The organism is Corallococcus sp. CA041A (assembly GCF_003612075.1).
Classification (GTDB): Bacteria; Myxococcota; Myxococcia; order Myxococcales; family Myxococcaceae; genus Corallococcus; species Corallococcus exiguus.
Genome location: NZ_RAWF01000114.1, coordinates 1 through 21,764, shown reverse-complemented (window position 1 = coordinate 21,764; position 21,764 = coordinate 1). Strand labels below are relative to the sequence as shown.

Here is a 21,764-nt window from a genome sequence, read left to right as displayed (position 1 = left end):
CCCAGGCACGCGTTCGGATCAAGACAGCTCAGGCACCCTCAAGGCTGCAAACGTCGTTCATCGAGCAGCTCCTCGAACTCCTCATCGGTGGGGGTGACGTCCTGCAGCCCACGTCCACCTGTCCAATCCCACCGCGCTCCGAGTGAAAACATGTTCTGCATTCCGTACGGGCCGGAGAGGAAGGCGCGGTCCTCCGCGAAGAGCATCAGCCGGTTGCCGCCCTTGCCCATCCACACGTTCCAGTCCAGGCGGCCCGACACGCGGTGGCGCAGGTACGCCGTGGCGCGGTGATCATCCTGGAAGCGCTGTGACGCGCCGTAGCCCAGCTCCACGCGCGTGCCCTGGAGCTTGCCGCCCAGGAGCGCCGCCCAGCTCGCGTAGGCGCCCGCGTTGTCCATGGTGTAGAAGTTCGCGTTGGTCACGGCGGACATGCCCAGCGTGGCCACGTGGTCCTGGAAGGGCTGCCAGCGCAATGACAGCCGGGGCGACAGGCGCCTCGGGTGGTCCTTGCCGTAGAGCCAGTAGACGTTCTGGTCGTAGCGCGTGGCGTCCACTGCGCTGCCGCCCTGCATGGACTCCAGCGTCAGGCCCAGGCCGGGGATGAGGCCTACGTCCGGGGACAGGCGCACGTAGCGGTCCGCCGCCACGCGGCCTCGCGCGCTCCAGCGCATCGCACCGTCGATGGACTGCGAGAACACGGAGCCCTGCATGGACAGACGCAGGTCGCCGGGCAGCTGATTCACATAGCCGGCCACGGTGCCGCCGAACACGGCGGCCCGGTTCAGCGGGTAGCGCGCTTCGGGTGTGAAGCGCAGCCACGCGCGGCCCGGGGACAGCTCACGGCGCAGGGACAGGCGGACCTCCAGGCCTGTCTGGAGCGGGCGGTTGAGCAGCTCGCCTTCCTGCACGTCCTCGCTGCGATAGCCCATCTCCGCGGACACCATGCCCAGGCCGTCGGTGCGCGCTTCCGGAGGCATGCCTTCCGGCAGCAGCGACAGGCTGGGCGGCAGCGCGGGCCAGGGCAGCGGCTCCAGGCCCGTGGTGCCCTGGGCCCACGACGGGGCCGCGAGCGCGCTCGGATCCGAGGCGACACCCAGTTGCACCTGCACCAGGGCTTCACCGGTGGGCGACTCCAGGCTCACGCGGTGCGGACCGCGTGAGGGCAGCAGCAGCCACGTCTCGCCCATGCGGCCCAGCGGTTGGGACGCGCCCTGGAGGCCGGGGTCGGCGTCCTCGGGCAGGCCCAGGTGCATGAGCGGGCCTTCCTCCGCGCTGGAGCCGCCAGTGCCGTCACCCGAGGGCAGCGGCGTGCTGCGCAGGAGCAATTCGCGACCCGCGGTGGGGGCCAGGGCGGTGGCGCGCACGCGCAGGGCGGTGGGCCCCAGCACGGTCATCACCACCGGCGCGCCCGGACGGCTGCGCAGGAGGGAGAGGGGCTGCGGGGCGGCCACGACGCGGGCGTGGGTGCTGGCTTCTTCGGACTCCACGAAGCGCACGAGGCCGGTCTGCTGCGTGTCGGCGCGCGCCATCACCACTTCCACCTGGTGACGGCCGGGGACGTCCAGGCGCGTGCCCAGGATGGCGGTCTCTCCTTCGGCGACCTGGAGCTCGCGCACCACGCGGCCGTCCACGCGGAGCGCGAAGGCGCAGGTTCCGGTGGCGTCCACGCCCGGACGCGGGGTGGTGCCGCAGAGGACCTCCGCGCCCAGGGGCCGGGGCTGCTTCACCACCAGGCTCATCACGCGCGAGGTCCCGGCGGGCAGCAGCTTCGCCTCCGACAGCTTCCACGGGGGCGCGAGCAACGCCTTGCGCACGGACATGGCGACGTCCTCGTCGTCCGTGCCGGCCTCCGACGTGGCGACGAGCGAGCCCGCGGTCTCCTCCGCGTCGCGCAGGCCTTCCCAGCGCGTCCAGCGGCCCGCGGTGAAGCGCATGCGGCGGACATCCGGATGATCCGCCCATGCCTGGAGCTGGCTCGCGAGCGCCGCGCCCAGGGGCGCACCGCCGTCCTTCCACGCCTGCGGCGAGTCCTGCAGACGCTCCAGCATTCCGAGCGCTTCCAGGCCCACCTGCGGCAGGCCCGTCTCCCGGTACAGCGCCGCCATGGCCAGCGCGCCCGCGGCGTCCTCACCCGAGGCCGACAGCAGTCGAGCACGGAGGTAGCGGCCCGCGAGGCTCTTGTCTCCCGACACCGCCGTGAGCGCCGCGTCCGTGTGGCCTTCGCGAGCCTGGGCGCTGAGCGTGGTGAGCTTCGCACCTTCCGTGTCCAGCGCCGGGAACGCAGGGGAAACCAGCGTGGGCTGGGTGATGGCCTGCGTGAAGCGCACCGTGCGCGGGGCCGTCTGCGACAGGCGGTCCATCAGCGCGAGCAGTCGCCGCTGCTGCTCCGGCGTCAGCTTCGCCTGCGCGTCCAGCAGCCGGCCCACGTCCGCGCGGGCGAAGCCGTCCTCCTGCAGCGATGAAAGCAGCTCGGCGCGCGCGAGGCGCGGCTCCACGTCATCGGGCCCCGTGCGCAGCGCGCGGGAGAGCGCCTGGAGCGTCTCGTACGCCGTGCCTGCCTGCGGTTGCTGCGGCAGGGCAGGGGACTCCTCGGACGTGGCCACTTCCGCGCGGCGCACCGACAGCGAGACGGCGAGCTGTGCCTTCGGATCCTCGGGCTCGAACCACACCTCGCGCGCTTGCGCGGGCAGTGTCACCACCGCGGACACCGGTGCGGACGACGTGCCCTTCGCGCCTTCCAGCGCCACGTGGCGCGGGCTGGCGGCGGTGGGCATCAGCACCAGCCGGCGCGGATGGCCCACATCCGTGTTCATGCGCACCACGAGCGGCTTGCCCGCGGTGGCATTCAACGGACGCAGCTGCACGCGCACCGGCGAGGGCAGCTTCGCGTCCGGCACCCGGAAGCGCACTGCCTTCTTCTCCACCTTCACCGGCCACTGCGAGCGCACGTAGCCCACTTCGCCCGGCGTCCCCTCCGCCTTCGCGGGCGCGAGCGACAGGAACGCACGCGTTCCCTCCACGCCCTCCAACTTCAGCGCGTGTTCGCCCGGCGGCAGGGCAATCTCCACCGGTTCCACCGCCGACAGCGGCAGCAGCGGGAAGGCGTTGCTCCCCACGCGCAGCACCGGATTCGCCTTCGCACCCGGCGGCGTCATCACGTAGGCGCGCAGCAGGGTGGGGGCCTCCGCGAGCCCCGTGGCCTGCACGTGCGTGGTGCCACCCGCGGCGAGCGGCCACAGCGCGCTGCCCGTCATCGACGCGTCGGCCTCCATGCCCTGGAGGTCCAGCCAGTGCGAGGCCTTCACCTCGGTCCCATCGTCGCGGGGCGCGGGCGTCACCTGCGACCAGCGGCTCGCGCGCCACCACGCGGCGCGGTAGCTCCGGCGGATGTCCTCCGACAGCGGATCCGCGCGCCACGCCAGCTCCAGCGCGGCCAGCTCGCGGCTGCGCAGCGGATCCCCCAGCGGCAGACGGGCCACCAGCTCCGATGCCTCGGCGGTGAGGAAGCCCGCGTCCGGCAGCGCGGGCGCGGTGCCCAGGAGCGCGTGCGCCACGTCCGGCTTGTTCGCGTCCAGGAGCTTCTTCGCGGTGAGCAGCCGCAGGTGCCACGCGAGCGGCGACGCATCCGCGGCCTTCAGCGTCTCCACCGCCACGTCCGTGTCGCCGTCACCCAGGGCAGCCATCACGGTCAGCAGCGGCGACAGGCCCTCGGTCTTGATGCGTCCGTATGTGCCGCGCGCCAGGTCCGGCATCAGCGCCACCAACCGCTGACGCAGCAGCGATGGGCGGGCGGCGGGGTCCTGCTTCACCACCTCCCATGCCTTCTCCGCCAGCTCAGTCCAGTGCGTCTGGTGCGACAGCGCCTCGGACAGCGTGGGCCGGCGCGTGGCGACGCGTGCACGCATCAGCGGCGCGGGGCCCTTCCAGCTCACGCGGTAGTTGTGTTTACCCGGAGGCAGCGCCACGCGCAGCTCCTCCGCGATGCCCACGCGCTCACCCGACGCGAGCACCCGCGCGGTGCGCCCGTCCGGCAGCGCCGCACCTTCGGACGCCTCCGCCCACGCGGGCTGCGGCGTGAGCTGCGCCTGCGCGAGCACCCCGCCCACGCCGTACACCTCCACCGTCGGTGCCTCGGCGGGCGAGCCATTGCCCAGCACGGCGCGCGCCTCCAGTGACAGCACGCCCGGGCCTTCCATCTCCAACGCCCAGACCGAGCCCTTCCCCTCCGGGCGGACCCAGGGCGCGTCCATTCCCTCCAGCACCACCTCCGTGCCGGTGGGACGCGGGCGCTCCACGCGCACCGCTTGTCCGTAGAGCGGTGACACCAGCGCCCACTCGCGCAGTGCGGACGCCTTGCGCCAATCGCGCACCGCGGTCCGGAAGGGCGAGGACTCGGGCTGGTCCTTCACGAGCTCCGCTTCCAACGCCGCGTCCACGTCCAGCCGCGCTCGCGTGGCCGCGTCGAAGGCCAGCGCCGGGCGCGGCCCCTTGCCGTCCACCCACTTGAGGAGCGCGTCACGCATCCGCTCCTCGGTGCGCGCCGTGGACGTGTGCGTGGGCCGCTCCACCACGATGCGGGCGTTCTTCGTCGCCGTGACCCACCAGATGCTGCCAGCGCCCATGGGCTCCGCCAGGTACCAGCGGCCCGGACGCTCCGACACGCCCTCTTCCTCCACGCGCAGCTCGGGCGCTTCTCCGACCTCCGACAGCGGCACGCGGGTGAAGCGCAGCGCCCCGGCGGGGCCGGTGACGCGCACCACGTCCAACGGGCCCAGCCACACTGCCGCGCCCTTCTTGGAAGTCACTTCCATCGCGCCCGTCACCTGCGGCACGCCGCCCGGTACGTAGGGCGCCTGGCCCCGGAGGTCCTCCAGTGCCACCGGCCCCCGGATGGCGCGCGGCTGCCAGGTCATGCCCTCCTCGCAGCGGGCGATGACGGACGGCTGGGAGACGGTGGGCTGCGCGATGGCGGGCAGCGCCGCGAGCGCTCCCACGAGCAGGGTGTAACGGGCGCGGCGTCGAACAGGAAACATCGGCGCTCAGTCCTCCAAGGGTGCGAACAGAATCTGGGCCAGCCGGTCCAGACGCGCCGGGTTCGCCAGCGCTTTGCGCGTACGGGATGACATTTCCAGGTGCAGGAAGCGGGCTTGCGGATAGGACTGGAGCAGACGGGCCTGCGCGTTCTGTGTCCCTCCGAGCACTTGCACTCCGTCCGGGAACAGCTTCACTCCAGGGCCAAGTGCCTCCTCCAACGGTGCGGTCACCTGCCGGGCCCACCTCCCGGGCTTGCGCGTCCCGTCGCTGAGCACCGCCGCCAGCTTCTCCGTGCGGCCCTTCTGGACCTTGGACTCGCCGAAGCCGTGCAGCTGCACCACGCGCGGAGCGGAGAGGTTGCGCGCGGCCAGGTCCGTCACGGTCTGGAAGAGGTGCTCCGGGTTGTGCGCGACGTCCGCGGGGTGCTCAGGATCCTCGGGTGTCTCACCGGGCGTGCCCTTGTAGCGGTGCGCGGTGGCGGTCATGAACAGCCGTGGCGCGCGGCCCTCGGGAGGGCAGACGAAGAGGGCGGAGCCGATGTCCTCCGTGCCGATGTCGAAGTAGGGGTGCGGCACCTGCACCACGTCGTTCGTGGCTTCGCCCGTGCGGATCACATACGCGCCCGCGCCGTGGTAGCGGTCCGGCCGCTCCCGCAGCACCCAGAAGGTGTCGCGCGGCGTGGTCCACGTCTCCAGGAAGAAGCCCACGGCCGCGGCCACGTTCGTCAGCTCCGGGGGCACGTCCTTCTGCTTCGGCGCGGCGGCCAGCAACGCGGGGATGAGCTTCGCGAACGCGGTCCGCTCCTCCAGCGTGGTGGGGTGGAACGTCACGGCGTCCGCTCGGGGCCACAGCCCGGAGAAGCGCGCGTCCACGCGGCACCCCGACTGCTCGGGCACGTTCACGGTGGGATCCTCCTGGGGCACGCGCTCCGGAGCAGCCCGTGGGGCCGCCTTCGCGCGCATGGCCGGCTGTGCGTTGGCGCTCGCACCAGCGCCCAGCACCGACACGACTCCCGCGGCCACGAGCGGGCGCCACGACCCGGTCCTCCCGAGGAACCTCACAACATGTCCTCGTCGGGCTGCCAGCCGCCCCGGTTCCACATGCGCGGCGCGGCGTTGTCCACCGCCTGGCCGAACATGAAGAACCGCGCCCACATGGGCCCCGTGCCCAGCGACTGGATGCGCACGGTGTGCACGCCCGGCGCGATGTCCTCGCCCAGCGTCACCGGCACGGTGCGCGCGTACCACTTCACGCCCGGGCGGCCCACCGGCATGGCGGGCTCGCGCTCGGAGGCAGGCAGCACCACCGTGCGCTCGGCGCGCGTGACGTGCGGCACCAACACACTTGCGCGGCGCACGGGATTGCCGCCATCCACCGTCACGGATAGCTGGGGCTCGGTCGCGCCCTCCGCCACCGGCGTGTAGACGACCACGTTGAGCGTGACCGCGCCGGGCCCCGTCTTGCGCACCGGCACACGCAGCCCTCCCTGGCTCACCGGATACACCGTGCGCGAGCGCAGACCGCTGCCCGCCGCCGGAGGCCGGTTGAGCAGCGCCGTCAGCCCCGGCGCCGTGGAACGCAGCAGCACCTCATGCTCACCCGGCGGCAGCGGCGGCAGCAGCTCCCTCGCCCGCGTGGAGCGCACGGTGAAGCGGTGCAGCGGCTCGCCGTCGAGCAGCACCTCCACCTCGTTGCCCAGCGCCGCCGCGTCCTTCAGCGACAGGCGCACCTCCGGACGGGTGGGCGTGCGCGCATCGAAGCGCGCCCGCACCGCGCGGCCCGGCTCCAGCACCGTGGACAGCGCCCTCACCATGTCCACCGTGTCCGCCGGTCCGGACTCCAGCACCTCCACCACCGAGGGCGAGCCATACGGGCGCACCACCACCGCGTCGCCCGTCGGCGGAGACCTCTCCTCCTCGGGACCCACGGGCTCCAGGCGCACCTGGCTCAGCAGCTCCATGCGCGCGCCGCCCTGCATCAGCGCGTTCATGTTCGCCGGACGCATCGGGTGCCACGCGCGCTGATCCACGGGCGCGTTGCGCCAGCGCACGCCGGTGAGCGCGTCGTTCGTGTACGGCGTGGACACCGCGATGGGCTGACCGCTGGACAGGAAGCTGTAGAGCTGCACGATGGTCGTGCGCGGCGCCTCCACGCGCAGCTTGCGCGCCCCCATCGGCAGGAACACCCGAGCGCTCGTCGCGCCCGACACCCACGCCGGCAGGTCCGTCACTTCTCCAGAGCCCGCGGAGCCCGCGTCCTGGGCCACCGTCGCCACGGGCGTGCAGGGCAGCGCGCCGCCCGGCAGCGGCACCAGGGCCGCGCTCTCGAACGGCGCGGGCTCCGGCGTCGCGTCCAGCGAGGCCTGTCCCAGGGACTGGCCCTGCGCATCCAGCACCGTGAGGCTCAGGTGCAGCGGCTCGCGCGAGGGCACGCGGTCCAGCGAGCGCGCATCGATGCGCACCAGCCGCCCCACCGCGTCCATGCGCGGATCGATGTCCAGCTCCAGCACCGGGCACGCCGGGCCGGTGGCGAACGCCTCCGTGCGGCGCGTGTCCGGCAGGAAGGCGACTCGGCCCTCCGACGCGACGCCCGGCTGGGGACGCGACTCGGCGGGCAGCAGCCATGACTCGAACGGGCCCTCCACCGTGTAGCGCAGGTCCTCCTGGCCGTCGTTGCGCACCATCACCGTGTGCACGCCCTCCGGCAGCTCCAGCGGATGCGACATGGGCGAACCCGCCACGGGGCCCGGCAGCTCCATCGTGTGGGCCGTGCCGTCCGCGGAGAGCGTCTGCACCGTCACGGGGCCGTGCGGCTGCGCCTTCGTGTCCGTCGCGTCGCTCCACAGCCACAGCACCGGCTTCGCGGGCCCGGTGACGTTGAGGGCCACGGCGCGGCCCGCGCCCAGGCGCTCCTGCACGGACTCGGTGGCCTCCACCAGCGGCAGCCGGTACGGGGTGCGGTAGACGGGTTCAATCTGGTAGTCGGTGCCCGCCTCGCCCTCCGCGTTGAGGCGCTCCCAGTGCTCCTCCGCGAGCCAGCGGCGCGTGTCGGCGGAGAGCTTCTCGAAGGGCTCGAAGGTGGCACGCCCGGCGCGCACCTCCGCGCGGGCCTGGGCCAGCTTCTGCGACGCGAGCAGCGGCAGCGTGCGGTGCGCGCGCACGTAGACGCGCGCCAGGAGCGTGTCGTTCGCGCCCGCGGCCCGCAGGTACAGCACGGAGTAGTCCGGCCGCTCCTTGGGCAGGCGAAGCACGAACTCGCGCTCGTCCGTCACCTGTTGATCCGCGTGCGTGGTGAAGGCGCTCTCCGCCAGGAACGTGCCGTCCTCCTGCGGCTGGCCCTTGCTCTGGCGCGTGCGCGTGAAGATGGAGCGCTCCAGCAGGACGCCGTCCGGCCCGCGCAGGATGGCCTTGAGGCCGTACTGGTACTGCTTCTCCGGCGCGTAGGGCGAGCCGTCCGGAAGCAGCTCGTGCGTGACGATGAGCAGCTCCTCGGCCTCCGCGGGGACGCGCACGCGCATCTCCCGGCCCGGCTCCAGGCGATAGAAGATGAGGCGCTCGGCGTTGACGAACTTCGCGTCGCGCCGCGCGGTGGGCGTGTCGGTGTTGCCAAGCACGGCGAGGCTCGCGCCCCAGATGAGGGCCAGGCCCACCATCAGTCCAAGGAGCGCCACGAGGGCGCGGCTGCGGGTCTTCATCGACGGGCCTCTTCGCGGGAGACTTCCCCGGTCAGCACCACCGGACGGCGGTGCCGCAGCGCCAGGTCCACCGTGCTCGCGAGCTCCGCGTCACCCGCGGTCAGCTCCGCGCGCTTCGCCGGCGACGGGTGCTGCTGAAGGAAATAGACGGCACGCAGCACCTGCTTGCCCTGCCGCGCTTCCACCAGGAGGAAGGGCAGGCCGTATTCGGCGCTGAAGCCGGACTTCACCTGACGCGTCACATTGCCCACGCGCTTCGTCTCCGCCAGCGCGCGGAGGTCATGCACGTTCTGCTGTGAGACGTAGCGCTCCGCGCTGGCGGTCAGCTCCGCGAAGTGCTGCTTCAGCGCCGCGGACACCGGCTGCGTCGGCGCCACCAGCCGGTCCGCCAGCAGCGCGCGCTCGGGAGACTCGCGCGGCTCCTCGGGCAACAGGCCCGTGATGGCCAGCTCCTCCGCCACGAGCCGGGGGCCCACGAAGGCACCGCGCAGCGGCTCGGACAGCCACAGCGTGGCCAGCCGCGCCCCGCCGAAGGTGCGGGAGAAGACCTGCTGCGGGCTCGCGTCGTTGAGGCCCGTCAGCTCCGGAGAGCCGTCGTGGTAGCGCACGCGCTGCCCCAGCCAGCCCAGCGGGCCCTCTTGCGACAACAGCCGCTCCAGGTCCGCGGGCCGCTGCGCTTCAGTGAGCACCGGGCTGCCCACGTCCACCAGCACGTCCGCTTCCACGGCCGGCCGGCCGGAGAAGCCGCGCAGGTGCAGCACCCAGCCCTGTTCCTTCGGCAGCGCGCGGTGCACCGCCTGATGGAACGCCTGGAAGCTCGTGCGCAGCTCACCGAAGGTGGCGGGGTGGGGCATGTCGCCGGAAGCGGTGGCGAACACCAGCGCGGTGGAGCGCGACTCGTGCCACAGCTCCGCGGCCACCGGCAGCGTGCCCGCCTCGCGGGCCGGCGACGGCACCTCCAGCGCGAGCGGAGCACCGCCCGGACGCACCATCAGCCCCGCGCCCAGTCGGCCCGGCGTGTCTTCCGCGTCCGTCACCCACCAGCATCCGGTGGCCGCACCCGCGCACTCCGTCACCGGATGCACCCGCAGGCCCATCAGCGCCGCCATGGCACCGGCCCAGCGCGAGCGCAGCTCCCGCGGCACGTCAGCCGTCCCACCGCCCAGCAGCGGCGAGGCCACCTGCTGCTCCAGCACCAGCAGCTCCGCGTCCGAGGGCCGCACCGCCGGCACGCGCGCCACTTCCGGCGTCACCATCAGCGTGCCCAGCGCGTCGCGCTCCGTCATCGGCGCGGCCAGCGCCTGCGCGTGCGCAATCACCAGCGAGGCCAGGTCCGCGGCGCCCGCGCGCAGCACGCTCACCCGCGACTCACCCCAGTTGCCGCCAGGCTCCGGCGGCGGAGTCGCGGTCACCGTCGCGCCCGGCCACAGCATGTCCAGGCCCTGCGGCGCCTTGCCGTCCGGCGTGTGCAGCACCACCTGGCCCGGCTTCAGTGACGGATCCACGCGCAGCTGCACCCGCTCCCGTGAGGACAGGGCGTCGTGCGCGTGGCGCAGCGGCGTCTCCGACTGCGCCAGCGCGTCACCCAGCACCAGGCCCGCGCGGCGGGAATCCACGCCGCTCACGATGATGGCGCGGCAGTTCACCCGCTCGCACAGGAGCGCGGCGGCCTCGGCGCTCGGCGCCTCCGTCAGGGGACGCGGCACCTCCAGCACCGGCCCCTGCGCACCGGGGACGAGCAGTGACGTGTCCCAGCCCGCCTTGCCGGCGCCCTCCACTCGCTCCACCAGCGCGAAGCGCGCGGGCACGCCGTCCTGCTTGGGCAACTCGCGAAGCTCCAGCCCCAGCGCCACCGCCTTCGTGCGCAGCGCGCTCATGTTCTCCGCGCGGCCCGACTCCAGCCACGCGTCCAGTCCGTTCCACAGCCCGCTGTATTCGCGCAGGTCGCCGTGCTTCAGCCGCAGCGACTGCCCGCCCACGTCGCTTTCGCGCGCGGTGGCGCGGCCCAGCACCATCAGGCCCAGCGGAGACTGGTCCAGACCCAGCCCGGGCACGTGGTCGCGCGGCGCCTCCGCGGTGAGCGCGGTGGCCGGACGCGGTTCGATGAGCGACAGCCCGAAGCCCGCGAGGCTGCCGATGAGGAAACCCGCCAGCGACGTGTGCAGCGTGGGCAGCAGCACGCGGGCAATCACCTGCTTCTGCAGCATCTTCACCGCCAGCAGCGTGGGCACCAGGTAGCCGAAGCCGAACAGGTCGGTGACCTTGAGGCCTGGAATCCGGCCACCCATGGCCCAGCCGATGCCCCACTTCACGAGGAAGCCCAGGCAGAAGACGAGCACCGTCTTGCGCGGTCCCTCCAGGTTGAGCGTGCGCAGCCCCGGCACGGACAGCACCGCCTTCGCGGCCACGACCAGGAGCAGCACCTCCGCCAGGGTGGCCACGAGCTTCAACGGCTCCAGCCACGTGAGCGCCAGGAGCGCGGGCACGAGGATGCCGTTGAAGTCCCAGCCGTACTTGAGGTTGAAGCGCGCGGCGAGGAACGCCGTCGTCAGCAGGATGATGTAGGCCTTGGGGCTGGACAGGAAGTCCTGCGCCACGTCCTCGTACATCAGCTCCAGGCTGGAGAAGGACAGGTTGGTGCCGGGCAGCAGCACGAAGCGGAGGATGACGTACGTGAGCGCCACCGGCACCGCCACCTGCCACAGCCCCCGGCGCAGCTTCAGCTTCCAGAAGGCGTTCGCGGTGAGCGGCACCAGCACCAGGCCGATGCTGTGCAGGCTGCGGTCGACGATGAAGGACGTGCCCCACCGCTCGTCCATCCAGTGCCCCAGTACGGGGAGCAGCCACGTCTCGCTGACCGCGCGCACCACCACGCTGGCGAGCACCACGGCGAAGAAGCGGTCTCGGCCGAAGAACTCGCTCCAGGCCCCCGTGCGGGACAGTCCGCTGGAGAACGCCAGCGCCAGGCCGTACGTGAGCAGCGACTCGGCGACGACGGTGCAGCCCGCCTCCGGGTGGATGACGAACACCGAGGCCAGATAGCCGGGAACCACGAGGCCCACGAACACCCACCCGAGCGTCTCCGTGAGGAGCGCCAGGATGAGCACGCCCACGAGCACCGCCACCAGGATGGAGGTATCGAGGGAGTAGGCCGGGAAGAGTGTCAGGGTCGAAAGGAGCGCCATGGTGGCCGCTCGAATCTAGGGAGGGCGCCGGACCCGACCAGGGTTGCCCCTCTCGGCTGCTGAGAAGCGTCCGCTGTCCAACCGAAACTTCGGGCCTCCAGTGTCGCTGAATGCCCAGCCCCGGACACTGGTATCGGATCCGCGGACGGATCAGCCCTCCTGCTTCACGTGGCGAGCAGCCGCTTGGCACGGCACGTGCGGACGTCTCTCGCGAGACACTTCACGGGCAGTCCTGCGCGACCACGGCAGGGCAGCCCAGGCCGGAACCGCCGAGCGTGCAGGGCACGGTGTCCGCGAGCGCCTGCATGACGGCCTTGGACGACGCGCCGGTGCCGCGCAGCGTGGCGGACTGCTCCAGGTGGACGAAGCGGTCCGTGGCGGCGGCGGCCTCCGCGAAGCAAGCGTCGGAGGCCCCGTTGTCGATGCGGCCCTGCACGTTGCTGGTGCCGCACAGCGTGCGGTGCTTGCCCGAGTCATCCGCCGCGTTGCAGGAGAAGGCCTTCTTGGTGCCCGTCAGGTGGGTGTTGAGCGAGTCGCGCAGGCGGTTGGAGAGCGCATCCGGCCGCGGCGCGCTGGTTCCGTCGCTCACCACGGCGGCCTCGGGACCGTCGCCCGCGTCCATGCCGTGGATGCTGGCGGCGATGGCGTCCGGGTACGTGTCGCGCAGCGCGCGGTGCGCGGCGGTGAAGAAGTTGTTGCCGTAGTGCGCGGCGTCGGAGATGCGCAGGCCCTTCGTGCCGCACACGCTGGTGGTGCCGCTGCACGGGCTGGCGGTGGTGACGGCGCAGCGGTTGCTGCCGGTGATGAGAAGCGCGCGAGCGCCCAGCGTCACCAGCTGCGTGGCCGTCTGACGCAGCGTCCCCTCATCAGAGTCCGCGTGCGGCGCCTCCAGCCACAGGTCGCGCGCGGGGAACAGGTTGATGATGAAGGTGCCGCCGCCGCGCGACAGCAGGCCCTGCTCGCGCACCACCAGCCACCCGCCGCCCGTGTCATTGCGGAAGGTGGACACGCCGTAGCCCATCCCCGCCAGGTCCTGCACCACCCGCGGCGTGGGACCTTCGGTGAGCAGCGTGCGGAACGCGCCCTCGAACGCGGCGAGCTCCGTGCCGCCCGGCTCCTTGAAGCCGCCGCTGTTGGCCGTGGCGATGGGCGCCGTCTGGAGCCACGTCGTCAGGTTGCCCGTCAGGCTGGACAGTGAGCCGAGCGGCGAACACACGCCCGTCGTGGGAGCAGGCGTGCTGACGACCGGCGTCTCGGGCGCGGGCGTCTCCACGGGCGTCACCGTGTCGGTGGGCGTCGGCGTGGTGGGCACCTGGCCCACGTCCTCCACGGGCGCGGTGGGCGAAGTGGGCGTCCCGACGACGGTCCCCGGAGCGGACGTGGAGGGGCTCTCCGCCACGGCATCGCTCGGTCCCGCGACGGCATTGCTGCAAGCGGCTGCGAGGAGCAGGAGGCAGGACAGGGATGCGCGCAGGGGGGGCAAGGACATGGTCCTGTCCCGAACAGCACGCCCTGCGCATGCATTCACACCCCGTCAATCCGGGATGACAGCCGGGGCGGGGCTCGGTTGCCCGTCCGCCCTATGTCCCCCGCCCGCTCAGGGCAGGGTCCGCAGCAGTCCCTCCGCGTCGGGTGCGCCCCAGCCGGTGGGGATGTCCCAGCCCGGCCCGGCTTCGTACTGACGGTCGGTGACGCCCACGGTGATGTCGCGGAACGTCTGCTGCACCGCGGGCAGCGTGTAGAGCTGCGAGTTGAGCCAGCCCACCCTCGGCTTCGCCGCGTCCGCGCGCGCGCCGTTCACCACCGTCATGATCCCCGCGAAGATGGGCGAGGAGAACGACGTGCCGGTGTTGGGCGTGGTGACGCCCAGCCACGTGTACCAGTAGCCGGTGTCCGCGTTCAGCGCGACGTCCACCACCGCGCGCTTGGCGGGCATCGGGACCAGGCCCTTCTGCCATTCCGGCGTGGCGAAGGTGCGGGTGATGCCGGAGCCGGAGTAGTACCAGGCCGTCTCGCCCGTCACCGTCATGCCGTTCATCTTCAACTGCGTGCCGCCCACGGCGGTGACGTAGGGGCTGTTGCCCGGGACGTCCACGCCCGCGGAGTCGCCGCTCGCCGCCGCGACGGTGATGCCCAGCGCGGCGGCCATGGTGCTGGCGTGGCTGTAGGCCTCATGCACCGCTTTGGGTTCGGAGTCCTCGCGGTGGGCAAAGGACGTGGTGATGACGCTCACCTCGCCGCGGCCAATGGCCTCGTTGTAGGTGTAGAGCATGGACGTGTTGCGCGCGTCCGGGCCCATGTAGACGAGCACCTCCGCCTTGGGTGCCATCGCCGCGGCCCACTCCACGTCCAGCGTGCCTTCGCGGTAGCGCGTGACGGGCGGCTCCATGGTCTGGATGACCTTGGGGTCCTCGCGCTCGATGCCCCACATCTTCCAGAAGGCGCGCACGTCCTTCCACCGGAAGCTGGCGCCAATCACCACGCCCAGCTTCATGCCCTGGCCCTGGTGGCCCTGCTGATAGATCGAGTCCACGTTGTACGCGCGCGCCACCTGCTGCGGCGTGAGGCCGCGGCTGACGGGGTTCGGCGGCTCCGTGGACGGCTGTCCGAACTCGCCGGGCAGCGTGCCCGTCTCCGCCGGCAGGTCCAGCGCCACGACGGCGTGGATGCGCTGCTGCACGAACGTGGGGGCCTTGATGGTCTCCACGAGGCCGTAGACGTCGTGCGGATCATTTCCGCCCTGCGGCGACTTGCGCTCCAGCACTCGCAGCGTCACGCCGAACGCCTTGTTGAACTGGCCCACCGTGCCCACGAACTGCACCAGCAGCCGGTTGGTGGCGACGTAGGGCACCTGCATGCCCTCGGACTTCAGCCAGTCCGTGACGACGGTGACGTCCTTCTCCAACGGAGCGTGCTTCGCCATCCACTCGGCGGGCGTCATGTACTGACGGAAGCGGGATCCGCCTGGCTTGTAGATGTCCGCGATGCGCTCCTCGAGCGCGGACGCGTCGCGGATGGGGAAGGACACGAGCCCGCGGATGAGGTCCGTCACCGGCGCCTCGCCCTGGTCCGTGTAGACGCCCGGCAGGGGGCCCGGGACGCCGTCCGTCGTCGGGATGGGCGTGGGGTCCAACACCTCCGCCTCCGGGTCGGGCGGCGGCGGGTCCACCACCTCTGGCTCCGGCGGTGGCTTGCCGGGCGGGGGCTGTGAGTTTTCGGAGTCGGGAAGGGTGGGCGTGGATTCCGCCGGCGTCGGCCCGGGAGGCCGCGGCTTGCCCACGGACGTCAGGCGGTCCGAGTCACGGCAGCCACCCATCCACCCCGCCAGCAGAAGAACACCCGTCAGGATGTATCCGCGCTTCATTGCGCCCCCAGCCCGGAGTGACCCGCCTCGGGTCCCCGGCACCCCAGCCGTCCTCCCCCTGGAAGACGTCGGCCCTTGTGCGCATCGAAGGTGGGAGCGATTGCCCTGCGAGGCAACTGTCGTGGACAGGTAAATCGCGGCTACACTGTTGGTACTTCTTTGCCCATCCCATGCGGCTGCCGACAGCACTCCTGCTCTTCATCCTCTTCCTGCTGCCGTGCGCTGCGCTGGCGCAGGGAGACACGCGCATCACCTTCCTGGGCCGTCAGTTGGAGAAGGGAAGGGATCCGCGTGCGCGCTCACAGGCCGCGCTGGTGTTGGGCGCCACCGAGGATCCCGAAGCGGTGACACCGCTGTGCGGCGGCCTCAAGGACCCGAGCGAGCTGGTGCGCGCGGCGGTGGCCAAGGGATTGGGCGCGCTCCTGGAGCCGAAGGGGCTCGACTGCCTTCAGGCGGTGCAGGGGGAGGCGGACGCCACGGTGCAGGCGGCGGTGGCGGAGTCCATCAAGGTCATCAAGGCGTTCCAGTCGCGCCGGCCGCGCTTCTACCTGTCGCTGGACGCGCTGAAGGACAAGACGGGCAGGGTGCCCGCGGAGCTCGTGAAGGTGACGCAGGAGCGGCTTCGTTCCAAGCTGGTGCGCCGGGGCGCGCAGATGGCGCCGGAGAAGGAGTCGAAGGCCGCGGCGAAGGGCGCGCTCAAGAAGCTGGGCGTGCACGGCTACCGCATCACGGCGGAGATCCAGGCGACGGACAGTGGAGGCCTGCGCCTGCAGCTTCTGTGCATGACGTACCCGGAGCAGTCCCTGATGGGACAGGTGGAAGTGAACGCCGCGGGGGCTCCGCCCGCGGACCTGTTGAAGGCCCTGATCCCCCGAGCCATCGAGGAAGCCGCCGCGACCTTCGAGTGGAGCAGCGAGACATGACGACGACCACGGCCCAGGCCCCGACGACGAAGCGCCGCTGGCGCAACTTCCTGCTCGACGCGCCCTTCCAGCTGAGGCTCACCGCGTACATCGTCGGTGTGTCGTTGGTGATGGCGGCGCTCTTGGGCATCTTCCTGGTGCGCGCGGCGAATTCGCTGTTGCAAGAGACGGCGAAGGCGGTGGACGCCCGCTCGGCGGCGGCGGAGGTGAGCCGCGAGTTGTCCGGAGCCACGCTCTCCAACGAGCTGATGGTCCACATGAACGACCCGGCGTTCGAGAAGCAGTTCCGCGAGCAGGCGCAGGCCATCGACGCCAAGTACGATGCGGAGCGCGCGGCCATCGTCACGCAGCGCGCGGAGCTGGAGCGCCATCAGCAGCTGACGTGGTGGGTGCTGGGCGGCTGCCTGGTGTCGTTCATCGCGGTGGTGGCGCTGGCGACCATCGTGGTGACGCACCGGATGGTGGGCCCGCTCTTCCGCATCAAGCGCATGATGCGCGAAGTGGCGGAAGGCCACCTGAACCCGCCGCAGCACGGCCTGCGCGAAGGCGACGAGCTGCAGGATGTCTTCGAGGTCGCGCGGGACATGACCCAGCGGCTGCGCGCGCAGCAGACCGAGGACGCGCGCGCGCTGTCGGAGGCCCTGGCGCAGGCGAAGACGAGCGGCGCCACGGGCCCCTGGGTGGACGAGCTGACCGCCCTGGAGACGCGCTACCGCGAGCGGCTGGCGCGGTAGGGCAGGGCGGCTTGGCGACACCGCGCCGGGGGCTCACACCCGCGCGGTGTCCGCGGTGAGCCCCATCTGCAAGAGCTCCGAGTGCAGCAGCAGCCGCGCCTGCGCCCACGGCAGCGCGACGACCCGGTAGCCCGCGAGCGCCTGGAGCAGCAGCGGCCGGTAGCTCGCGTGTCCTGGGTCCGCCACCACGACGATGCCCCGGTCCGTGGTGGAGCGGATGAGCCGCCCGACGCCCTGGCGCAGGAGCAGCAGCGCGCGCGGCAGCCGGTACTGGAGGAAGCCCAGGTACTCGTTGCCCGCCTTCGCCAGCGGCTCCTCGCGCGCGGCCACCAGCGGCCGTGACGCTGGCTCCAGGGGCAGCTTGTCGATGAAGACACACCCCACGCCGCGCCCGGGGATGTCCACGCCCTGCCAGAAGCTCTTGGTGCCCAGCAGCACCGTGCCCGTGTCGCGCTCCTGCCGCGCCGCCAGCGAACGGCCGTGCCCGCGCGACTGGCGCAGCACCTCGATGCCGTGCGGCTCCAGCCGCGCCTGCACCTCGCGCGCGACGCGCTCCAGCCGCCGCGTGGAGGCGAACAGGCCCAGCACCCGGCCGCCCATCACCTGCGCCAGGCCGGAGATGCGCCCCGAGGCCCAGTCGATGAACGGCTCCTCGTGCGCGCGCGGCGCGTCCGTCACCAGCACCACCAGCGCCTGCTGTCCCAGATGGAACGGCGACGGTGCGCGCAGGATGGGCGGCCTCAGTCCCAGCCGCTTCAACACGAAGGGAACAGGGTCACCCGTGCCCAGCGTGGCGGACGCCATCACCAGCGCGCGCTTGTTCGCGGCGAAGTCCTTCGCCACGGACTCGGACACGTCCACCGGCTGCGCGCCCACGCTCCAACGCGCCTTGCGAGGCTCCGCCCGCGCCGCGTAGCAGCGCTTCGCATCCGGCTCTCCAGCCAGCTCGCCCGCGAGCACCGACAGCTCGCCCAGCTCTGTGGTGGCGCCGGCCAGCTCCCGCTCCAGCGAAGGCTGCTTCACCGCCAGCTCCGGCAGCGCCGCCAGCACCCGCACCGACAGCAGCGTGTGTACCCGTTGCAGCGCCGTGCGCACCGCCACCAGGCCCTCTCGCACGGGCTCCCAGGCGGGCAGGGCGCGCACCGCGTCCGTCACCCGCAGCTCCGGCGCGTAGGCCGCGTCGTCCGCGTCCTCGCCGGGCATCGCCGCCGCGGGCTCGCACAGGGTCGTCACTTGTTCGCCCAGCAGGCGTGCCTCCTGGAGCAGCGTGCGCAGGGCGTCGTCCACCTCGGACATCAGCACGCGGGACTCGTCCCGGCGCGTGGCCGCGAGCGCGCGGCGCAACTCCGCGAAGAGGCCCCGGCGCCCGTCGCGTCCGTGCAGCCGCTCCGTGAGGCGCAGGAAGGCCAGGTCGGACAGCTCCACCGTGAGCGCGGTGGTGGCCACGTCCTCCAGCTCGTGCGCCTCGTCCAGCACCAGGTGGTCCAGGCGCCCGTAGCGCGCGGGCCACGCGAACGCGAGCGACTGGTTGATGACCAGCACGTCCGCCTCGCGCGCCTGCGCCACCGCCGAGTGGTAGAAACACTTGTGGTGATGCGGGCACCGCTCGCCCAGCGTCGTCGCCGCCTCGGAGCGCACCGCCGGCACCAGCCCGTGCATGCCGGGGAAGCGCTCGCGGAACCAGTGGCTCAGCCGGTCCAGGTCCCCGTCCACGCTGCGGCGCATGTACGCGCGCACGTAGGCCCGGGGCGCCCGCGCGGAGTGGTTCATCCCCGGCTCCACGCGCGTGGCCTCCAGCGCGCGGCGGCGGCACAGGTAGTTCGTCTGGCCCTTGAGCAGCGCGTAGCCGAACGCGCCGCCGGTGGCCTGGTGCAGCCGGGGCAGGTCCTTCTCCAGGAGCTGGTCCTGGAGCGTCTTCGTGTGCGGCGCCACGCCCACCTTCAGCCCGTTGCGCGAGGCGAACAGCGCCGCGGGCGTGAGGTACGCCAGCGACTTGCCCGTGCCCGTGCCGGCCTCCACCGCCACCTGCCCGCCGTCCGACAGCGTGCGCGCCACCGCCTGCGCCATCTCCAGCTGCGCGGGCCGGGACAGGAACCCTCCGCCCCGCTCCAGCGCGCCGCCGGGCCCCAGCACCTGGGCCACTTCCTCCGGCCGCACCGGCAGCGGCGTCGCGTCCAGCTCGGGCTCCGGGGGAGGCCTGCCACCATTCACGCGCTTGCGCTCCGGCCGCGCGCGCAGGAAGCCGCCCGTCGTCTCCAGGTTCAGCGGCACCGGCGTGGCCCGGCACGCGTCCCACAGCCGCGAGAGCAGCTCCAGCAGCGGGCGCGACTCCGCGTCCATCGCCAGGTCGCGAGCGTCCTCATCCGACAGGGTATCCAGCAGCGGCGTGGGCCCCAGCGACGCGCGGGCCCTGGGGTCCATCGTGGACAGCAGGTCCGCCACGTCCTCCGCGCGCCCGTCCCGCACGCAGCCATCCAGCGCGTGCACCAGCACCGCGTGCACCGCCACGCAGTCATGCAGCGCCCGGTGCGGCTGCTGTGAGCCCAGCTTCGCCCACCGCATCAGCGACTCCAGCGAGTGGCTGGGCAGCTCCGGGTGCAGGTAGTGCATGAGCTCGCACGAGTCGAGTACCGGCACGCCGCCGAGCACGTCCGGCAGGAAGCCCTTCTCGAACGGGGCGTTGTGCGCCACCACCGTCCAGCCCTTGAGCCGCTCCCGCAGCTGGGCGCGCTCCGCGTCGAAGCGGGGCTGTCCGGCGAGCTGTGCGTCGGAGAGGCCGGTGAGCCGGCGGATGGTGAGGTTCAGCGGGCGCGAGGCCGAATACAGCTGGGAGAAGCGGTCCACCTCCCGGCCGTGCTCGAAGAAGAGGCACCCGACTTCGATGACCTCATCCACGCGGGGGTCGAGCCCCGTCGTTTCGAGGTCCAGGAAGACGTGCCGGGTGAAGAGCTCCGAGCTGCCCATGCAGGCCCGCGAGACTACCCGCCCGGGCGGACATCGCCAGTTAACGGAGCGGGGCGCTACTGCACGAAGAAGCGGCCAGTGGTCTCTCCCGTCGGGCACCCGTAATGGAGCGTCCCGGACTGACGGGGCGTGAAGGCAATCTCCACCAGCGTGTTCAGCGGCAGCTTCGCGTCGATGCCGTAATCGGCCAGCACCAGCGACGTGGCGCACGTCGCTTCCGTCCTGCGCGTCACCAGCAGCGTCACCGGCTGGTTCTTCTGGAGCAGGACCCCCGAGGAGGGCTCGAAGCCCTTCTCCGTGACGGACATCTCCAGCATCAGCTTCCCGTTCACCACGTGGCCGTCGTCCACGAGGGCCGTGTAGCCGTGGCCCCGGTGCTCATCCGCTTCCGGCGCCTTCGCGGCGGTGGGCTCCTTCGAGCACGCCAGCTGCGTCACCCCCACGAGGACCGCGGCCACGGTGAGCACGACGATGCGACGGGAGGAGGGGGGCATAAGGAGTCCGAGGACTTCAGTCCACCACGAACGTACCGGCGATCATCTTCCCCATCGCGCAGCCGTACCTCAGCGTCCCGGACTGGTTGGGCGTGAAGGTGATGTCCACCGGCGTGTTCAGGGGCAGCTTCGTGTCGATCTTGTACTCGTCCATCACGAGCTCGGTGGCGCACGTCAGGTCCGTCTTGCGCGTCACCACCAGCTTCACCGGCTCGCCCTTCTTGAGCTGCACCGGCGAGGGCTCATAGCCCTTCTCCGTGACGGCCAGCTCCACCACGTGCACGCCGTTCTCCCGCCGTCCCACCTCCTGCGCGGCGGGCGTGCCCGGCTCCTTCGCGGAGGACTCCTTCGTGCACGCCTGCTGTGACGCTCCCGCGAGGACCGCCGCCGCGGTGAGCGCGAGCCAGGGCTTGATGATGCGGGAGAAGAAGGGGCGCATGGATGGAGTCTCCAGGGGGAGGAAGGACACGGGCGGCCCGCCACTGAAGGCAGGGCCGCCCGGAAGTAACGACACCGCGAGCCGCTTTCAGCCCTCGGCGTCGGGCTCTGAACCGGCCTCGTCGTCGGAAGCATCCTCGGGGGGGGCCGGGGGCGCTTCGAAGCGCAGGAGCGCGTGCAGCGGGACGAACAGCTCGTGCCCGGGCTCGCCCAGCAGCACGTCGAAGCGGCCCACGCGCAACAGCGGCGCCTCCACCGTGATGCCGTTGCGCAGCACCAGCTTCACCGTCTGCCCGATGTGCGGCAGGAACGGCCGGGGGTCCGAATAGGGGCGCTTGTCCGGCTGCCGCGCCACCTGCGCCGGCTTCTGCGTGAGCTTCGCGTCGCGCTCCAGGGTCGGCATCAGCCGCTCCCAGTCACCCCTGCGCGCGATGAGCACCACCTGGAGCTTCTCCAGACGGCCCGTGCGCTCGAAGGTGAAGGCGATGGCCTCCTCCGCCAGCAGCGTGTCCAACAGCGACCGCTCCGCCAGCACCACGGACAGCTCGGTCTTCTGCTCGATGAAGGCGCCCAGGAAGTCCGCGACGAGCGCGTTGTCCACCTGGCCGCGCGCCTGCTTGATGGCCGCCTTGCGCTGGCTGCGCTCCTTGCGTGCCATGAACTCCTGCACGGTGAGGCCGCTCTGGAGGATGCCGAACGCGTCGCCCAGCGACAGGCCCGGCGTCTGGCCCATCAGCTCGTAGACCTGGTCGAAGCGCTTCGCCTCCTCGGCGTGCAGCTTGCGCCAGATGCGCGCCTTCATCTTCCCTTCCAGCTCACCCTTGGCGATGCGCGCCGGCACGTGCTCGCGCGTGGCCAGCGCCAGGATCTGCTCCGGCGTGGGCGGCGGGCGCGGGGGGCCGGGGCGCGGCGCGAAGCGGCCCGGAGGCCCACC

At 72.2% G+C, this 21,764-nt stretch carries 11 protein-coding genes and 1 pseudogene; 2 read left to right on the top strand and 10 right to left on the bottom strand.

Translation table 11 applies throughout. The annotated features are described in order from the left end of the window. Positions 1-38: 38 nt before the first annotated feature. The 6 genes from D7V77_RS21000 to D7V77_RS20975 all read right to left on the bottom strand — a co-directional run bounded on the left by D7V77_RS21000 (position 39) and on the right by D7V77_RS20975 (position 15,277). Positions 39-5,033 carry a hypothetical protein gene (locus D7V77_RS21000; RefSeq protein ID WP_120578074.1) on the bottom strand — a complete coding sequence of 1,665 codons (4,995 nt, stop codon included), beginning with the start codon at positions 5,031-5,033 and terminating at the stop codon, positions 39-41. Positions 5,034-5,039: 6 nt separating this feature from the next. Next, complete coding sequence (locus D7V77_RS20995) at positions 5,040-6,056, bottom strand: hypothetical protein (RefSeq protein ID WP_120578073.1); 1,017 nt, start codon at positions 6,054-6,056, stop codon at positions 5,040-5,042. Positions 6,057-6,091: 35 nt separating this feature from the next. After that, a complete protein-coding gene (locus D7V77_RS20990) occupies positions 6,092-8,728 on the bottom strand; it encodes a hypothetical protein (protein ID WP_120578072.1) in 2,637 nt (878 codons plus the stop codon). Continuing rightward, complete coding sequence (locus D7V77_RS20985) at positions 8,725-11,913, bottom strand: poly-gamma-glutamate biosynthesis protein PgsC/CapC (protein ID WP_120578071.1); 3,189 nt, start codon at positions 11,911-11,913, stop codon at positions 8,725-8,727. Before D7V77_RS20985 ends, D7V77_RS20990 begins: the two co-directional genes overlap by 4 nt. Positions 11,914-12,133: 220 nt before the next feature. Then, positions 12,134-13,402 carry a hypothetical protein gene (locus tag D7V77_RS20980; RefSeq protein ID WP_120578070.1) on the bottom strand — a complete coding sequence of 423 codons (1,269 nt, stop codon included), beginning with the start codon at positions 13,400-13,402 and terminating at the stop codon, positions 12,134-12,136. Positions 13,403-13,510: 108 nt separating this feature from the next. Next, entirely contained in the window at positions 13,511-15,277 is a 1,767-nt protein-coding gene (locus D7V77_RS20975; protein WP_120578069.1) for a protease pro-enzyme activation domain-containing protein, read from the bottom strand. A 170-nt stretch (positions 15,278-15,447) separates the two neighbouring features. Here D7V77_RS20975 and D7V77_RS20970 point away from each other — a divergent pair, with 170 nt between their 5' ends. Then, positions 15,448-16,200: a HEAT repeat domain-containing protein gene (locus D7V77_RS20970; RefSeq protein ID WP_120578068.1), complete on the top strand. Its 753-nt coding sequence runs from the start codon at positions 15,448-15,450 to the stop codon at positions 16,198-16,200. Then, positions 16,197-16,934 carry a HAMP domain-containing protein gene (locus D7V77_RS20965; RefSeq protein WP_120578067.1) on the top strand — a complete coding sequence of 246 codons (738 nt, stop codon included), beginning with the start codon at positions 16,197-16,199 and terminating at the stop codon, positions 16,932-16,934. The genes D7V77_RS20970 and D7V77_RS20965 overlap by 4 nt, the downstream gene beginning before the upstream one ends. A 33-nt stretch (positions 16,935-16,967) precedes the next feature. Here D7V77_RS20965 and D7V77_RS20960 read toward each other — a convergent pair whose 3' ends face one another. The 4 genes and pseudogenes from D7V77_RS20960 to D7V77_RS20945 all read right to left on the bottom strand — a co-directional run. Continuing rightward, positions 16,968-19,898, bottom strand: coding sequence for a helicase C-terminal domain-containing protein (locus tag D7V77_RS20960; RefSeq protein ID WP_120578066.1), 2,931 nt, complete (start codon positions 19,896-19,898; stop codon positions 16,968-16,970). A 56-nt stretch (positions 19,899-19,954) separates the two neighbouring features. Further along, positions 19,955-20,392 carry a copper transporter gene (locus D7V77_RS20955; RefSeq protein ID WP_120578065.1) on the bottom strand — a complete coding sequence of 146 codons (438 nt, stop codon included), beginning with the start codon at positions 20,390-20,392 and terminating at the stop codon, positions 19,955-19,957. Between the two features lie 16 nt (positions 20,393-20,408). Then, the gene (locus D7V77_RS20950; protein WP_120578064.1) at positions 20,409-20,831 is read right to left on the bottom strand and encodes a cupredoxin domain-containing protein; all 423 of its coding nucleotides are present in this window, start codon (positions 20,829-20,831) and stop codon (positions 20,409-20,411) included. An 87-nt stretch (positions 20,832-20,918) separates the two neighbouring features. Then, positions 20,919-21,764, bottom strand: a pseudogene (locus tag D7V77_RS20945) (hypothetical protein); the annotation flags it as partial.

What these genes read in the sequence shown, in the direction of transcription:
- D7V77_RS20980 (WP_120578070.1), bottom strand. Translation starts at nt 13,402, where the DNA reads ATGTCCTTGCCCCCCCTGCGCGCATCCCTGTCCTGCCTCCTGCTCCTC.
- D7V77_RS21000 (WP_120578074.1), bottom strand. Translation starts at nt 5,033, where the DNA reads ATGTTTCCTGTTCGACGCCGCGCCCGTTACACCCTGCTCGTGGGAGCG.
- D7V77_RS20950 (WP_120578064.1), bottom strand. Translation starts at nt 20,831, where the DNA reads ATGCGCCCCTTCTTCTCCCGCATCATCAAGCCCTGGCTCGCGCTCACC.
- D7V77_RS20965 (WP_120578067.1), top strand. Translation starts at nt 16,197, where the DNA reads ATGACGACGACCACGGCCCAGGCCCCGACGACGAAGCGCCGCTGGCGC.
- D7V77_RS20955 (WP_120578065.1), bottom strand. Translation starts at nt 20,392, where the DNA reads ATGCCCCCCTCCTCCCGTCGCATCGTCGTGCTCACCGTGGCCGCGGTC.
- D7V77_RS20975 (WP_120578069.1), bottom strand. Translation starts at nt 15,277, where the DNA reads ATGAAGCGCGGATACATCCTGACGGGTGTTCTTCTGCTGGCGGGGTGG.
- D7V77_RS20985 (WP_120578071.1), bottom strand. Translation starts at nt 11,913, where the DNA reads ATGGCGCTCCTTTCGACCCTGACACTCTTCCCGGCCTACTCCCTCGAT.
- D7V77_RS20970 (WP_120578068.1), top strand. Translation starts at nt 15,448, where the DNA reads ATGCGGCTGCCGACAGCACTCCTGCTCTTCATCCTCTTCCTGCTGCCG.
- D7V77_RS20960 (WP_120578066.1), bottom strand. Translation starts at nt 19,898, where the DNA reads ATGGGCAGCTCGGAGCTCTTCACCCGGCACGTCTTCCTGGACCTCGAA.
- D7V77_RS20990 (WP_120578072.1), bottom strand. Translation starts at nt 8,728, where the DNA reads ATGAAGACCCGCAGCCGCGCCCTCGTGGCGCTCCTTGGACTGATGGTG.